General features: G+C 60.0%; 16 protein-coding genes. 9 read left to right on the top strand and 7 right to left on the bottom strand.

What is annotated here, in order from left to right; translation table 11 throughout:
- Nucleotides 1-46: 46 nt before the first annotated feature.
- The 3 genes from zwf to BM026_RS20500 are packed head-to-tail and all read left to right on the top strand — an operon-like array spanning nucleotide 47 to nucleotide 2,896.
- Nucleotides 47-1,513 carry a glucose-6-phosphate dehydrogenase gene (zwf, locus tag BM026_RS20510; RefSeq protein WP_092246987.1) on the top strand — a complete coding sequence of 489 codons (1,467 nt, stop codon included), beginning with the start codon at nucleotides 47-49 and terminating at the stop codon, nucleotides 1,511-1,513.
- On the top strand, nucleotides 1,500-2,213 hold the full coding sequence (pgl, locus tag BM026_RS20505; protein ID WP_093529882.1) for a 6-phosphogluconolactonase: 714 nt from the start codon (nucleotides 1,500-1,502) through the stop codon (nucleotides 2,211-2,213). The genes zwf and pgl overlap by 14 nt, the downstream gene beginning before the upstream one ends.
- Before the next feature lie 17 nt (nucleotides 2,214-2,230).
- Nucleotides 2,231-2,896: a bifunctional 4-hydroxy-2-oxoglutarate aldolase/2-dehydro-3-deoxy-phosphogluconate aldolase gene (locus BM026_RS20500; RefSeq protein ID WP_026013852.1), complete on the top strand. Its 666-nt coding sequence runs from the start codon at nucleotides 2,231-2,233 to the stop codon at nucleotides 2,894-2,896.
- A 94-nt stretch (nucleotides 2,897-2,990) separates the two neighbouring features.
- On the opposite strand, the gene BM026_RS20495 is transcribed toward BM026_RS20500, so the two are convergent.
- A complete protein-coding gene (locus BM026_RS20495; RefSeq protein WP_093529880.1) occupies nucleotides 2,991-4,166 on the bottom strand; it encodes an aminotransferase class V-fold PLP-dependent enzyme in 1,176 nt (391 codons plus the stop codon).
- 9 nt (nucleotides 4,167-4,175) lie between these two features.
- Nucleotides 4,176-4,412 carry a DUF3820 family protein gene (locus BM026_RS20490; RefSeq protein WP_092247157.1) on the bottom strand — a complete coding sequence of 79 codons (237 nt, stop codon included), beginning with the start codon at nucleotides 4,410-4,412 and terminating at the stop codon, nucleotides 4,176-4,178.
- Between the two features lie 205 nt (nucleotides 4,413-4,617).
- On the opposite strand from BM026_RS20490, the gene BM026_RS20485 reads away from it, so the two are divergent.
- A complete protein-coding gene (locus BM026_RS20485) occupies nucleotides 4,618-5,085 on the top strand; it encodes a ferritin-like domain-containing protein (RefSeq protein WP_010208206.1) in 468 nt (155 codons plus the stop codon).
- A 125-nt stretch (nucleotides 5,086-5,210) separates the two neighbouring features.
- Here the strand turns inward: BM026_RS20485 and BM026_RS20480 are convergent, their stop codons facing one another.
- Nucleotides 5,211-5,681: a MaoC family dehydratase gene (locus BM026_RS20480; RefSeq protein ID WP_010208208.1), complete on the bottom strand. Its 471-nt coding sequence runs from the start codon at nucleotides 5,679-5,681 to the stop codon at nucleotides 5,211-5,213.
- A gap of 57 nt (nucleotides 5,682-5,738) precedes the next feature.
- Nucleotides 5,739-6,683: an alpha/beta hydrolase gene (locus BM026_RS20475; RefSeq protein WP_092246993.1), complete on the bottom strand. Its 945-nt coding sequence runs from the start codon at nucleotides 6,681-6,683 to the stop codon at nucleotides 5,739-5,741.
- 232 nt (nucleotides 6,684-6,915) lie between these two features.
- On the opposite strand from BM026_RS20475, the gene fadD2 reads away from it, so the two are divergent.
- Together fadD2 and fadD1 are read left to right on the top strand one after the other, a co-directional pair.
- Nucleotides 6,916-8,604 (top strand): long-chain-fatty-acid--CoA ligase FadD2, encoded by a 1,689-nt coding sequence (fadD2, locus tag BM026_RS20470; RefSeq protein WP_093529878.1) that lies wholly within the window; start codon nucleotides 6,916-6,918, stop codon nucleotides 8,602-8,604.
- Nucleotides 8,605-8,998: 394 nt separating this feature from the next.
- Nucleotides 8,999-10,690 (top strand): long-chain-fatty-acid--CoA ligase FadD1, encoded by a 1,692-nt coding sequence (gene fadD1 / locus BM026_RS20465; protein ID WP_093529876.1) that lies wholly within the window; start codon nucleotides 8,999-9,001, stop codon nucleotides 10,688-10,690.
- 55 nt (nucleotides 10,691-10,745) lie between these two features.
- Here the strand turns inward: fadD1 and BM026_RS20460 are convergent, their stop codons facing one another.
- The gene (locus tag BM026_RS20460) at nucleotides 10,746-11,123 is read right to left on the bottom strand and encodes a hypothetical protein (RefSeq protein ID WP_016973105.1); all 378 of its coding nucleotides are present in this window, start codon (nucleotides 11,121-11,123) and stop codon (nucleotides 10,746-10,748) included.
- 200 nt (nucleotides 11,124-11,323) lie between these two features.
- Here BM026_RS20460 and BM026_RS20455 point away from each other — a divergent pair, with 200 nt between their 5' ends.
- From BM026_RS20455 to def, 3 genes are all read left to right on the top strand, one after another.
- The gene (locus BM026_RS20455; protein WP_016973106.1) at nucleotides 11,324-11,509 is read left to right on the top strand and encodes a CsbD family protein; all 186 of its coding nucleotides are present in this window, start codon (nucleotides 11,324-11,326) and stop codon (nucleotides 11,507-11,509) included.
- 169 nt (nucleotides 11,510-11,678) lie between these two features.
- Complete coding sequence (locus BM026_RS20450) at nucleotides 11,679-12,632, top strand: YihY/virulence factor BrkB family protein (RefSeq protein WP_058423207.1); 954 nt, start codon at nucleotides 11,679-11,681, stop codon at nucleotides 12,630-12,632.
- A 3-nt stretch (nucleotides 12,633-12,635) separates the two neighbouring features.
- Nucleotides 12,636-13,175 carry a peptide deformylase gene (gene def / locus BM026_RS20445; protein WP_092247002.1) on the top strand — a complete coding sequence of 180 codons (540 nt, stop codon included), beginning with the start codon at nucleotides 12,636-12,638 and terminating at the stop codon, nucleotides 13,173-13,175.
- Nucleotides 13,176-13,251: 76 nt separating this feature from the next.
- Here def and BM026_RS20440 read toward each other — a convergent pair whose 3' ends face one another.
- Nucleotides 13,252-14,070 carry a class I SAM-dependent methyltransferase gene (locus BM026_RS20440; RefSeq protein WP_093513930.1) on the bottom strand — a complete coding sequence of 273 codons (819 nt, stop codon included), beginning with the start codon at nucleotides 14,068-14,070 and terminating at the stop codon, nucleotides 13,252-13,254.
- A gap of 59 nt (nucleotides 14,071-14,129) precedes the next feature.
- A complete protein-coding gene (locus BM026_RS20435; RefSeq protein ID WP_092247006.1) occupies nucleotides 14,130-14,567 on the bottom strand; it encodes a GNAT family N-acetyltransferase in 438 nt (145 codons plus the stop codon).
- Between the last annotated feature and the right edge of the window lie 130 nt (nucleotides 14,568-14,697).

Raw genomic sequence — 14,697 nt, 5'->3', positions numbered from 1 at the left:
TTGAAAAAAGGTATTTGTAGCTTAACTTGATAAAAGAACAAACATCATGCCTTCGATAACCGTAGAACCCTGCACCTTTGCCCTGTTTGGCGCCTTGGGTGATCTGGCGCTGCGCAAGTTATTTCCTGCCCTCTATCAACTCGATGGCGCCGCGCTCCTGCACGACGACACGCGCATCCTGGCCCTGGCCCGCGAAGCCGGTTCCGAGCAACAGCACCTGGCGCACATTGAAAAAGAACTGCGTAAATACGTCGGCAAGGAACTGGACGAAACCATCGCCCAGCGTTTCCTGGCGCGCCTGACCTATGTTCACGTCGACTTCATGAAAGCCGATGACTACGTGGCCCTGGCGGAAGTCGCCGGCACCGAACAACGCTTGATCGCCTACTTCGCCACACCGGCGGCGGTGTACGGCGCTATCTGCGAGAACCTGTCCAAGGTCGGCCTGGCGGACAACACCCGCGTGGTGCTGGAGAAACCGATTGGTTCGGACCTGGAGTCCTCGCGCAAGGTCAACGACGCCGTGGCCCAGTTCTTCCCGGAGAACCGCACCTACCGCATCGACCACTACCTGGGCAAAGAGACCGTCCAGAACCTGATCGCCCTGCGTTTCGCCAACAGCCTTTTCGAAACCCAGTGGAACCAGAATTACATCTCTCACGTGGAAATCACCGTGGCCGAGCAGGTCGGTATCGAAGGCCGTTGGGGCTACTTCGACAAGGCCGGCCAGCTGCGCGACATGATCCAGAACCACTTGCTGCAGCTGCTGTGCCTGATCGCCATGGACCCGCCGGCGGACCTGTCCGCCGACAGCATCCGTGACGAGAAGGTCAAGGTGCTCAAGGCCCTGGCGCCGATCAGCCCGGACGGCCTGACCACCCAGGTGGTGCGCGGCCAGTACATCGCCGGCTACAGCGCCGGCAAGCCGGTGCCGGGGTACCTGGAAGAAGAGAACTCCAACACCCAGAGCGACACCGAGACCTTCGTTGCCCTGCGTGCCGATATCCGCAACTGGCGTTGGGCGGGGGTGCCGTTCTACCTGCGCACCGGCAAGCGCATGCCGCAGAAGCTGTCGCAGATCGTCATCCACTTCAAGGAACCGTCCCACTACATCTTTGCCCCCGAGCAGCGCCTGCAGATCAGCAACAAACTGATCATCCGCCTGCAACCGGACGAGGGCATTTCCTTGCGAGTGATGACCAAGGAGCAGGGCCTGGACAAGGGCATGCAACTGCGCAGCGGCCCGTTGCAATTGAATTTTTCCGACACCTACCGCAGCGCCCGTATCCCGGATGCCTACGAGCGGTTGTTGCTGGAAGTGATGCGCGGCAATCAGAACCTGTTTGTTCGCAAAGATGAAATCGAAGCCGCGTGGAAGTGGTGTGACCAGCTGATCGCCGGGTGGAAAAAATCCGGTGATGCGCCCAAGCCGTACGCGGCCGGGTCCTGGGGGCCGATGAGCTCGATTGCACTGATCACGCGGGATGGGAGGTCGTGGTATGGCGATATCTGATTTGAAACTGCCCCAGGGCGTAAACCCTCACGAGTACCGCACCCCGGTGCTGTTGGCGGAAGGCCTGGCCAATGACGTGGCCGAGCAACTGCGCACGGCCATCAGTGCCAGTGGCGAAGCGACCCTGGTGGTGTCCGGTGGCCGCAGCCCCGTGGCGTTTTTCCAGCACCTGGCCAAGCAGGGCCTGGACTGGTCCAAGGTCACCATCACCCTGGCCGACGAGCGCTGGGTGCCGGTGGAACATGCCGACAGCAATGCCGGCCTGTTGAAGCAGCACCTGCTGCAAGGCCCGGCGGCCAAGGCCAGGTTCTTGAGCCTGTACAGCGCCGCGGCCAATCTTGAAGACGCAGCCGAGCAGGCCGATCGCCTGCTGGCCGAATTGCCAGCCATTGACGTGCTGGTGCTGGGCATGGGCGATGACGGCCACACCGCATCGCTGTTCCCCGACAGTCCCAACCTGGGCGAAGCGTTGAAGGCCGACGGTACCCGCCGTTGCTGGCCGATGCTGGCGCCGACCGTGCCGCACCAGCGCCTGACCATGAGTCGCGCGCTGCTGGCCACGGCGAACTACACCGTACTGTCGATTTCCGGCAGTTCGAAATTGACCACCTTGAGCGCCGCGCTGGCCAGCGATGACGTCGCTGCCATGCCGATTCGCGCGTTTCTGCAACCTACATTAGAGATTTACTGGTGCCCATGAGCCAAGGATCAGCCGCTATGAAAAGCCCTCAACCGACCGTGTCCATGGCGGATAAAGTTGCCTTGATCGACAGCCTCTGCGCCAAGGCGCGGATCCTGCCGGTGATCACCATTGCCCGCGAACAGGACATCCTGCCGCTGGCCGATGCCCTGGCAGCCGGCGGTTTGACCGCACTGGAAGTGACCCTGCGTTCGGAGTTCGGCCTCAAGGCCATTCAGGTACTGCGCGAACAACGCCCTGAACTGTGCACCGGTGCCGGCACCGTGCTGGACCGTCACATGCTCGAAGCAGCCGAAGTGGCCGGCTCGCAATTCATCGTCACCCCCGGCATCACCCGCGACTTGCTGGAAGCTTCGGTACACAGCCCGATCCCGCTGCTGCCGGGCATCAGCAATGCCTCCGGCATCATGGAAGGCTATGGCCTGGGTTATCGCCGCTTCAAGCTGTTCCCGGCGGAAGTCAGCGGCGGCGTGGCGGCGATCAAGGCCTTGGGCGGGCCGTTCGGCGAAGTGAAATTCTGCCCGACCGGCGGCGTGGGCCCGGCCAACATCAAAAACTACATGGCGTTGAAAAACGTGATGTGCGTGGGCGGTAGCTGGATGCTCGACCCGGAATGGGTCAAGAACGGCGACTGGGCGCGTATCCAGGAAGTTACCGCGCAGGCGCTGGCCCTGCTGGATTGATCTGCTTTTACTGAATCGTTGTTGCTGTGCTTGACGGCATTTTTGCGGTGCACTTGGTCGGTGTACCGCTTTTTTTTGTCTGTAGAAAAGGCGCTTAGCCGACGCTCAACTCGGTGATGGCTTTGATCAGCACGGCGATCTCGGTTGCCGACGTCACCAGCCCCGGCGTCACCCGGATACAGGTGCCGAACGACGCACCGGTTCGAGTAGTGACAAACAGGTTGTAGTCCTTGAGCAGTCTATCGACCATCGCCTGCTGATCCCGCCCGCTGAACTTGAACGCCGTAATCCCGCAATACACCCTCGGATCATCCGGCGTCAGCACCTCGATCCCCGGCAATGCCCGCACCTGGCTGACCCACAGGTCCCGCAGGTAATTCACCCGTGCGCCTTTTGCCGCCGAGCCACCTAATTGGCGATGCTCTTCAAACACCAGCGGCAAGGTCATCAGCGCCGGAAAGTTCGGCGTGCTGTAGGACGTACGCGCACGCACATCGGTGGCGGGGTAGTGAAACTCACCCATGTCCGGGTCGATATCGGCCAGGCGCTCCGGGGCGATGTACAGGAAGCCCAGGGTCAGTGGCGCGCCGATCCATTTGTGCAGGTTGAAGCCGGCAAACTGAATGCCCAGCTCGGCCAGATTGAACTCGATCTGGCCCAGGGCATGGGCACCATCGAGGATCACGTCCACGCCATGCTCACGCGCCGCCCTGGCGACCGCTTCGACGGGCATCACCAGGCCGGTGCGGTGGGTGACGTGGGTCAGCGCCATCAGCTTCAGACGTGGGTACTGGACGAACGCATCAAGATACGTCTGCACCAGGCTGTCGAAACTGGCCGGGTGTACGTGGGACAGTTCGATCACCTCCACCCCGCGAACGCCGGCCAGCCAACGCATGGCACCCTTGACCGTGTCGTACTCCAGGTCACTGATCAGCACCTGGTCGCCCGGTTGCAGGCGGTTGTAGTTGCGGATCAGTGATTGCAAGGCTTCGGTGGCGTTGCGGGTAAAGGCCACCGACTCCGGGGCCACATCAATCAGCTCGGCCAGTTGCCGACGAATCTCGACGTTCTCGCCTTGCTCGAAGCGCTGGCGCACATGCAGCGAATTACTCCGGTTGATAAACGCAACCTGGTCCAGGTAATGGGATTGCACCGTTCGGCTCATACGCCCGAAGTAACCGTTTTCCAGGTTGATCGGGCCGGGCTCCAAGGCGTAGCGCTCGGAAACGACCTGCCAATGTTGTTCGTTGTCAGCGTTGCGTGGCATTGGGAGCTCTCAATGGCGCGGGGCGGGTTTGCCGTGTTTGGCACGTAGCGGTTCGAGTAACTCGGACAATCCGTTGCTGTCGATTTCCTGCATCAACGCCAACAAGCCGCCGAGTTCGCCGTGGGGGAAACCTTCACGGGCGAACCAGTTGAGGTAGGGGCCGGGCAGGTCGGCGATGATCCGTCCCTTGTATTTGCCGAAGGGCATTTCGCGGGTGATCAGCAGTGCGAGTTTTTCGGGATTCATGAAGGCTCGGAAGGTTGAGTCGTGACCTTGGAAAATACAGGCATTCTGCATGAAGGCCAAATGACAGATCATGCAAATAACATACATACAGATGGTTCAATTAATCTTAAGTAATTGAAATATATATGTATTTTGTTTTTTTAAAACCTGGCACGGGCGCTGCAATCACTAAGACAACCTTCTAACCCGTACAAGGAATTGAAAAATGACTGACATCAATAAAGAATCGATCTCCGTACTGAACGACCTGATCGAAACCAGCATCGACGGCCAAAAGGGTTTCAAGGAGTGCGCTGAAGACATCAAGCACCCAGAGCTCAAAGCCCTGTTCGCCAAGCGTTCCGCCGACTGCGCCACCGCTGCCGCCGAGCTGAAAACCGCCGTGCGTGCCCTGGGTGGCGATCCGGAAGATTCCGGCAGCGTTGCCGGCGCTTTGCACCGTGGTTGGGTCGACGTGAAGTCGATGCTCACCGGTAAAGATGAAGAAGCGGTGCTGAACGAAGCCGAGCGCGGTGAAGACCACGCACTGAAGGCTTACAAGGAAGCGATCGAGAAGATCAACAAGCACAACCTGCTGGGCATTCGTGACCTGGTTGAGCGTCAGTACCACGGCGTGCAACGCAACCACGACCAGGTGAAAGCTCTGCGTAACCAGGCTCGCGCTCAGTCGTAAGCCCTGCGCTGTAAAAGAATGTGGGAGGGGGCTTGCCCCCGATAGCAGTGCCTCAGTCATTGAAATATCGACTGATCTACCGCTATCGGGAGCAAGCCCCCTCCCACATTTGTCTTGCGTAGACTTCAGCCAATGCTGATCGGCGGCAACTCGGTCAGCGTCACCACCTGCTGCTTGCGCGGCGCCAGGATTTCCGCCTCGCCATCCACCACCAACTCATCGCGCTGGTTGAACACACGCGTGGCGATGCGCACGCGGAACTTTGGCAGCTTCTCGAGGATTTCCAGGCGCACGGTCAGGGTGTCGCCGATTTTCACTGGCTTCTGGAAGCTCATCTGCTGGCCGATGTAGATCGTGCCCGGCCCAGGCAGCTCGCAGGCAACGGCTGCGCTGATCAGGGCACCGCTGAACATGCCGTGGGCGATACGCTCCTTGAACATGGTCGCCTTGGCGTACTCGGCATCCAGGTGCACCGGGTTGTGGTCGCCGGACATGGCGGCGAACAGCTGGATATCACGCTCCTCCACCAACTTGCTGTAACTGGCGGTCTGGCCGACTTCGAGGGCTTCGTACGGGGTGTTGGTTACCTGGGTCATCTAAACGTGCATCCTGTGGCTAATCGGTAATTTAACTGACTGATTTTAATCGAAAATTTATTCGCAGCGCGTCGGTCTGCGCAAGGTCAGGGCCTGGCCGAGCCAGCTCAGTACATCCGCCGTGACTTCATCACGGTTGGTTTCGTTGAACACTTCATGGCGCGCCTGCGGGTAGATATTCAGTTGCAGGTGCTGGCAGCCCGCTTCACGCAGGGCGTCGGCCAGGCTGTTGAGACGCTTGCCTTCGCTCACCGGATCACATTCGCCACCCATCACCAGGATCGGCAGGCCCGGGTCGATCTGCGCGAGATTGGACGCTTTGCTGATTTGCTGCAAGCCGCCGAGCAAGTCGATCCACAGCTGGTTGGTGCAGCGGAACCCGCACAGCGGGTCGTTGATGTACTTGTCCACTTCGGCCGGGTCACGGCTGAGCCAATCGAAAGCGGTGCGATTGGGTTTGAACGCCTTGTTGAACGATCCAAACGACAGGAAATCGATCAGCGCACTGCGCCCGCGCAATCCCTGGCGCAGTCGTTCGACCCGTGCGATCAATCGCGCCGCGCGGTACAGCGCCACCGGCTGGAAATTCGAACCGCTGAGAATCGCCCCATCCAGGCTGGCGCTGTGGTGCAGCAGATAGGCCTGGGCGATATAGCTGCCCATGCTGTGCCCCAGCAAGATGATCGGCAACCCCGGCTGCTGCTGGCCGATGTGCTGGTTGAGGCTGGCGAGGTCGCCCACCACCTTGTTCCAGCCGTCGTGCTCGGCGTACAGGCCCAGGGTGCCTTCGTCGGCGGTGCGGCCGTGACCCCGTTGGTCCGGCGCATATAAACCGTAGCCAGCGTCGCACAGGGCTTGCGCCAGGCGCGCATAGCGCCCGCTGTGCTCGGCCATGCCATGGGACAGCATCACCAGCGCCCTGGGCGGACCGTCGGGCATCCATTGATTGACGTACAGGCGGCTGCGGTCATTCGCGGTCAGCCAGAAGGAGGTGTGGTTCATGGCGGTTCCTTTGCTCAAGGTCTGCTCAAGGTCTGCTCAGCGTCGTTGCAGTGTATAGCTCATCCGCACGGCTGCGTCTGATCAGTGCGAAGCCTTGTAGGAAGATTCACGCAATTAATGACGCTCTTTCCTGTATTTGCCTGTTTGGCCATAGCTGCTAACGTCCCCAAAGCTCCGCTTTTCATAGCAGTCAGAAAGCGGCCGGACACACTCAGGTAAGAGGACAAGAATAATGCAACCTGATTTCTGGAATGACAAACGCGCAGCGGGCGTTCCCAACGACATTGACCTCTCTGCCTACAAGTCGGTGATCGAAGTCTTCGAGCGCTCCTGCAAGGCCTTCGCCGACCGTCCGGCATTCAGCAACATGGGCATCACCCTGACCTACGCCGAACTGGAACGCCAGAGCGCCGCGTTCGCCGGCTACCTGCAGCAGCACACCGACCTCAAGCCGGGCGAGCGCATCGCGGTGCAGATGCCCAACGTGCTGCATTACCCGATTGCGGTGTTCGGCGCCTTGCGCGCCGGGCTGATCGTGGTCAATACCAACCCGCTTTACACCCCGCGCGAGATGCGTCACCAGTTCAAGGACGCCGACGTGCGTGCGCTGGTCTACCTCAACCTGTTCGGTTCGCGGGTGCAGGAGGTGTGCAGCGACACCGAGATCGACTACCTGATCGAAGCCAAGATGGGCGACTTCATGCCCGCTGCCAAAGGGTGGCTGATCAACACGGTGGTCGACAAGGTCAAGAAGATGGTGCCGGCCTACAACCTGCCGCGCGCGGTGTCATTCAAGCGCGCCCTGCACATGGGCGCGGGGCTGGGCGTGACCCGCCACCCCGTCACACTGGACGACATCGCGGTGCTGCAATACACCGCCGGCACCACCGGCCTGGCCAAGGGCGCGATGCTCACCCATGGCAACCTGGTGGCGAACATGCAACAGGTGCGCGCCTGTATGTCCCAGACCGGCGATGACGGTCATCCGCTGATCAAGGAAGGGCAGGAGGTGATGATCGCGCCGCTGCCGCTTTACCATATCTATGCCTTCACGGCGAATTGCATGTGCATGATGGTCTCGGGCAATCACAACGTGCTGATCACCAATCCGCGAGACATCGGCGGCTTCATCAAGGAACTGAAAAAGTGGCGGTTCACCGGGCTGCTGGGGCTCAACACGCTATTTGTGGCGTTGATGGACCACCCGGACTTCAAGACCCTGGACTTCTCCCACCTCAAGCTCACCAATTCCGGCGGCACTGCGCTGATCAAGGCCACGGCCGAACGCTGGCAGCAGATTACCGGTTGCGCGATTGGCGAGGGTTATGGCCTGACAGAAACCTCACCGGTGGCCAGCACCAACCCCTACGGCAGCAAATCCCGCCTGGGGACGGTGGGCATTCCGGTGCCGGGCACGGCGATGAAAGTGATCGATGATCAGGGTGTCGAGCTGCCATTGGGCGAGCGCGGAGAACTGTGTATCAAGGGCCCGCAGGTGATGAAGGGCTACTGGCAGCAGCCGGCCGCCACCTCCGAGGCGCTGGACGCCGAAGGCTGGCTCAAGACCGGTGATATCGCGGTGATCGATGACGATGGCTTTGTGCGCATCGTTGACCGTAAGAAAGACTTGATCATCGTCTCGGGCTTCAACGTGTATCCCAACGAAATCGAGGATGTCGTGATGGCCCACCCGGCGGTGGCCAACTGCGCGGTGATCGGCGTGCCGGATGAACGCACGGGGGAGGCGGTGAAGCTGTTCGTGGTGGCGCGTGCCCAAGGGGTGAGCCTTGAAGAGTTGAAGGCATACTGCAAGACCAACTTCACGGGATACAAGGTGCCCAAGCACATCGTGTTGCGCGACTCGTTACCGATGACGCCGGTGGGCAAGATCTTGCGGCGTGAGTTGCGCGATATCGCTTGACCTGAAATATGCTGAAAAAAAGTGGGAGGGGGCTTGCCCCCGATGGCGGTGGGTCAGTCACCAGTTGCGTAGACTGAACCACTGCCATCGGGGGCAAGCCCCCTCCCACATTTGTACTGTGTTGTTCTGAAAGCCCCGTTCCAGAGCCATCTATGCCGCTATTTCAGCTTGGTTTAAAGTGTGACCAAATATTGTAGGACAGTCGTGTTTATGACCGTGACCCCCTCTTTTGGCTCTAGGCGGCCTTTGGCAAAGCTGCTACTCTCGGCGCGCTTTGTGACGTCTCGGCCTGCTTGAAAGCGCCAGATTCACCTAAAAAAACATACACCAATAATAATCGCATCAAATGCGATGATGAATTCGCGTCGCTGACGTCGCTGAGGAGTGGGCTTCCATGAACGAAGACTTTTGGAAGGATAAGTACCCCGCCGGGATTGCCGCAGAAATCAATCCAGACGAGTATCCGAATATTCAGGCGGTACTGAAGCAGTCCTGCCAGCGCTTCGCCAACAAACCGGCTTTCAGCAACCTGGGCAAGACCATCACCTACGGTGAATTGTACGAACTGTCCGGCGCCTTCGCCGCGTACCTGCAACAGCACACCGACTTGAAGCCCGGCGACCGAATCGCCGTGCAACTGCCCAACGTCCTGCAATACCCGGTCGCCGTGTTCGGCGCCATCCGCGCCGGCCTGATCGTGGTCAACACCAACCCGCTGTACACCGCGCGGGAAATGGAACACCAATTCAACGACTCTGGCGCCAAGGCCCTGGTGTGCCTTGCCAACATGGCGCACCTGGCGGAAAAGGTCGTGCCCAAGACCGCCGTCAAGCATGTGATCGTCACCGAACTCGCCGACCTGTTGCCGCCGCTCAAGCGCCTGCTGATCAACAGCGTCATCAAGTACGTGAAGAAAATGGTCCCGGCCTATCACCTGCCCAAGGCGATCAAGTTCAACGACGTGCTGGCCAAGGGGCACGGCCAACCGGTCAGCGATGCCAGCCCGGCCAGCAGCGATGTGGCCGTGCTGCAATACACCGGCGGCACCACCGGCGTCGCCAAGGGCGCGATGCTCACCCACCGCAACCTGGTCGCCAACATGTTGCAATGCAAGGCGCTGATGGGCTCCAACCTGAATGAAGGCTGCGAGATCCTGATCACGCCGCTGCCGCTTTACCACATTTACGCGTTCACCTTTCATTGCATGGCGATGATGCTGATCGGCAACCACAACATCCTGATCAGCAACCCGCGCGACCTGCCGGCGATGGTCAAGGAACTGTCGAAGTGGAAGTTCAGCGGCTTTGTCGGCCTGAACACGCTGTTTGTGGCGCTGTGCAACAACGAGGCGTTCCGCAAGCTGGATTTCTCTGCGCTGAAAGTCACCCTGTCCGGCGGCATGGCCCTGCAACTGGCGGCGGCCGAGCGTTGGAAGGCCGTGACCGGCTGTGGCATCTGCGAAGGCTACGGCATGACCGAGACCAGCCCGGTGGCCACGGTCAATCCGATCCAGCATATCCAGATCGGCACCATCGGCATCCCGGTGCCGTCCACCGTCTGCAAGGTCATCGCCGACGACGGCACCGAACTCGCACTGGGTGAAACCGGCGAGCTGTGCGTCAAAGGCCCGCAAGTGATGAAGGGCTACTGGCAGCGCCAGGACGCCACCGACGAGATGCTCGACAGCGAAGGCTGGCTCAAGACCGGTGACATCGCGATCATCCAGCCGGACGGCTACATGCGCATTGTCGATCGCAAGAAAGACATGATCCTGGTCTCGGGCTTCAACGTATACCCCAACGAGCTGGAAGACGTACTGGCGGGCCTGCCGGGCGTGCTGCAGTGCGCGGCCATTGGTGTGCCGGACGAGAAGTCCGGGGAGCACATCAAGCTTTTTATCGTGGTCAAGCCGGGTGCCACCCTGACCAAGGACCAAGTGATGGAGCATATGCGCGCCAACGTCACGGCCTATAAAGTGCCCAAGGCTGTCGAGTTCCGCGATGCCCTGCCGACCACCAACGTAGGCAAGATCCTGCGGCGTGAGCTGCGTGATGAAGAGTTGAAGAAGCTCGGTCTTAAAAAGTAACGCTATACAAATGTGGGAGGGGGCTTGCCCCCTCCCACATTTTGAACAGCGGTTTCTATAGGGCGAACTGCGCGAAGCTCACGCCAGCCCCGGCGGGGCGCACATCTTTCAAGAACGAGTCCTTGTCCGCGCTCAGCTCCAGAGTGATCTCAGGCTTGCGCTTGCCCGCATTGCGCACCACCAGGCCTTCGAGCTTTTCACGCAGGAACACCGTCGGCACCTTCAGGTGCAGCAACTGATCGGTCTCGGCGTTGTGCATCAACAGGTGGATCCACTCGTACTGGCCCACGGCAATCCGGCCCACTGGCAGGTCGAACCACCAGATGTTGCGCTTGCGGTCCAGGTCGGTGAAGTGGCAGTTGTTGACGCCGAGTACGGCACCGCCCAGTTCGGTGTTTCTGCGGGCGATGGCCTGTGCTTTATTGAGTTTCATAACCTTCCTACGGGATCTGTTATTCAGCGTTACAGCCTGAATGTGCCGGGCATTCTCGTGGGTTGGCCGCAAAACATAAAGCCAAACCTGCGGTCGGCGATGAAATGCCCGACGAAAATAATTGAAACTCTGCCGAACGGCCCCGGGTCAATCTTTAGGTAATGACCAAAACCCTTTGATTGTTCTTTCGGAGAAATACCATGGGCAGCACAGCGGATAAGGCAAAAGGTTTGAAAGACGAGGCCGTCGGCAATATCAAGCAAGGCGTCGGCAAAGTCACCGGTAATGACAAACTGCGCGCTGAAGGCGTGGTGCAGGAAAAGAAAGGCCAGGTGGAAAAAGCCGTCGGCGATACCAAGGATGCAGTAAAAAAAGCGACCAAATAGGCCTGCTTTTGCGCAACCTGACGGCCATCCACGGATGGCCGTTTTTATGTCACATGGCGTGATTAAAGTTTCGAAATTGTTTCAAGGTCGCCAAATAGGCTACCTTGATGTAGAAAACGGCCCCTGAGTCGCCCACAAACTCAACCTTTATGCGGCGAAAGGAGACGCTATGATTTTTCCGGTTCTCGATGGTCTCAAGCTGCATAAAGTGCTGTTGCGTACCGTCAAGGAATTCGTCGATGACGAAATGCCCACCTACGCTTCGGCACTGGCCTACCAGATGCTGTTCTCGCTGTTCCCCTTCCTGCTGTTCCTGATTGCCCTGATCGGTTTCCTGCACCTGCCGGATTTCTTCACCTGGCTGCGCCTGCAATCGGAGCTGGTGTTGCCGCCCCAGGCCCTCGAGCAGGTCAACCCGGTGATCGACCAGTTGCAGCAATCCAAGGGTGGCCTGCTGTCGGTGGGTATCGTGATTGCGCTGTGGACCGCCTCGGCCGGTGTGCGCCTGATGATGAGCGCGATGAACGCCGCCTACGACGTGGTGGAAGGTCGGCCGATCTGGAAGCGCTTCCCGCTGTCGATTTTCTACACCGTCGGCATCGCCGGCATGTTGCTGGCCGCGGCCGCGCTGATGGTACTGGGCCCGCAAGTGATGGAGTGGCTGGCCGGGCAGATCGGCATGCAGGAATTCGTTGTGACCCTGTGGACCATCCTGCGTTGGCCGTTGATCGTGATTTTGTTGATGTTCGCCGTGGCCCTCATGTACTACGTGATGCCGGACGTCGAGCAGAAATTCCGCTTCATCACCCCAGGCTCCGTGCTGGCGGTGGTGGTGTGGATTGTCGCGTCCCTGGGCTTTGGCTACTACGTCAAAACCTTCGCCGACTACAACGCCATGTATGGCAGTATCGGTGCGATCATCGTGCTGCTCCTGTATTTCTATATTTCCGCCGCCGTGTTGCTGCTGGGGGCGGAAATGAACGCGGTGATCGAACACATGTCCGCCGAAGGCAAGGACCCGGGTGAAAAGGAATTCGATCAGTCCGCGCCGCCTGTCGGCGAAAAACAGCACGTCTCCGGCCTCGGCCGGGACCACTCCAAGCCCACCCCTGACGAAGTCTGATCGATGATCCGTGAAATCCTGAAAATGGGCGACGAGCGCTTGCTGCGTATCGCGCCTCCGGTTCCGCCGGAAATGTTCGACAGCCCCGAGCTGTGGCAATTGATCGATGACATGTTCCAGACCATGGAGCACGTGGGCGGCGTAGGCCTGGCCGCACCGCAGATCGGCGTGGACCTGCAATTGGTGATCTTCGGCTTCGAGGCCAGCGAACGTTACCCGGACGCGCCACCGGTGCCGCAGACGATCCTGATCAACCCGTTGATTACCCCCCTCAGCCCGGTGTTGGAAGAGGGGTACGAAGGTTGCCTGTCCGTACCCGGTATGCGTGGTGCGGTAAACCGCTATCAGCAGATTCGCTATGAAGGGTTTGATCCCAAGGGCGAGCCGATTGTGCGGTTTGCCGACGGTTTTCATGCGCGGGTGGTGCAGCATGAGTGCGATCACCTGATCGGCCGGTTGTACCCGTCGCGGATCACCGACTTCAGCAAGTTCGGGTTTATCGAGGTGATGTTCCCGGACATGGACCCCACCGCCGACGACTAACTCTCAGACATACTGAGATCACCCTGTGGGAGGGGGCCAAGCCTCCTCCCACAGGGTGACTGTATTTCAAGGCGGGTTATTGGGTCGGTTTGACGAACCGCAACGTCATCCGATCCGACTCGCCAATCGCCACATACTTCGCTTTGTCCTGCTCTCCCAATTTCAACGTCGGCGGCAACGTCCACACGCCCGCCGGGTAATCCTTGGTGTCCTTCGGGTTGGCATTCACCTCGCTCTGTCCCGCCAGCTTGAACCCGGCATCGGTCGCCAGCTTCACCACCTGGGCGGTGGTCAGGTAGCCGCTGTCCTTGATTGCCTGCAGATCCGCCCCGTCCTTGGCCCGGTGATCTTCCACACCCAGCACACCGCCCGGTTTCAGTACCCGGTAGAACGCACTGAAGGTGGCCGGCGCGGTGCCTGCCGCTACCCAGTTATGCACATTGCGAAACGTCAGCACCGCATCCGCCGAAGCGGGTTTGCCGAATACCGGCGCCTTGGGATCGAACTCCACCACCGAGGCCTTGCCGTAGCGCGTAGGGTCGGCCGCGAATTTCTTCTTCAGGTTCTCTTCCGACGTGCGCGCGTAGGCGCTGCTGCTCGCGGCCTGCACGGCGGCGATGTACTGCCCGTGATCCTTGAGCAGCGGCGCCAGTACTTCGCTGTACCAGCCGCCGCCCGGGGTGATCTCGATCACGGTTTGCCTGGCGCCCAGGCCAAAAAACTCCAGGGTCTGTTGCGGGTGGCGATAGCCGTCGCGGGCACTGTTGGCCGGGTCGCGCCAACTGCCGGCCAGCACGCTTTGGTACTGCCGGGCGCTGATCGGTGCATCGGCGGCCTGGCTCAAGGCCGGGGCGAGCAGGGCGGTGAGGGAGAGAGCTGCGAGCGTCGTTTTCATGATCATCCTGTAAAGGGCCATTGTGCCGCCGAGGCTAGCATGGGCCCTGTACATGCTGATCACACATTATCGGTGGTCGACCTCACCAAACGATCTAAGCCCATCGCGATCATCGGTTTGTTGCGCTTGTAGCGCACCAGCCGTTCGTTGAGCGACTGCGGCAACAGCGTGTCCTGGGTGAAGCCCATGCGCCGGTACATCCCTTCCAGTTCCGGATGGCACAGCAACCACAACATACCGTCCACATCGGCCGCAGCCGCCGTGATCAGCCGCGCCGCCAAGCCTTGGCCGCGATAGGCCGGGTCAACGAACACCCCGGTCAACCACTGCCCGCCAACCACGGGCGTGAGGCACAGGCCGGCGACAATCTCGCTGTCGCGCGCCACCCACAAGCGCCCGCCCTTGAGTGCTTTCATCGACGAATTGTGGCTGCGGTAAAACTTGTTCAGCAGGGGCCACAAGGGCTCGGCCAGCGGTTCGATGTGCAATGGGGGCATGGTCTTCAGGCAGCGTGATCAAGGGCCGGGGATTATAAACGCCTTGTGCGAGGCAATAGGTGGTATACCCATGACTGCAACCCCTTAAAGTGGAGTACGCATCATGGCCAAAGGTATGGATTCAAAGAAA

This window comes from Pseudomonas sp. NFPP24, assembly GCF_900112095.1.
Lineage (GTDB): Bacteria > Pseudomonadota > Gammaproteobacteria > Pseudomonadales > Pseudomonadaceae > Aquipseudomonas > Aquipseudomonas extremorientalis.
The sequence above is the reverse complement of the archived record's forward strand: the minus strand, read 5'-3'. Positions and strand labels throughout refer to the sequence as shown.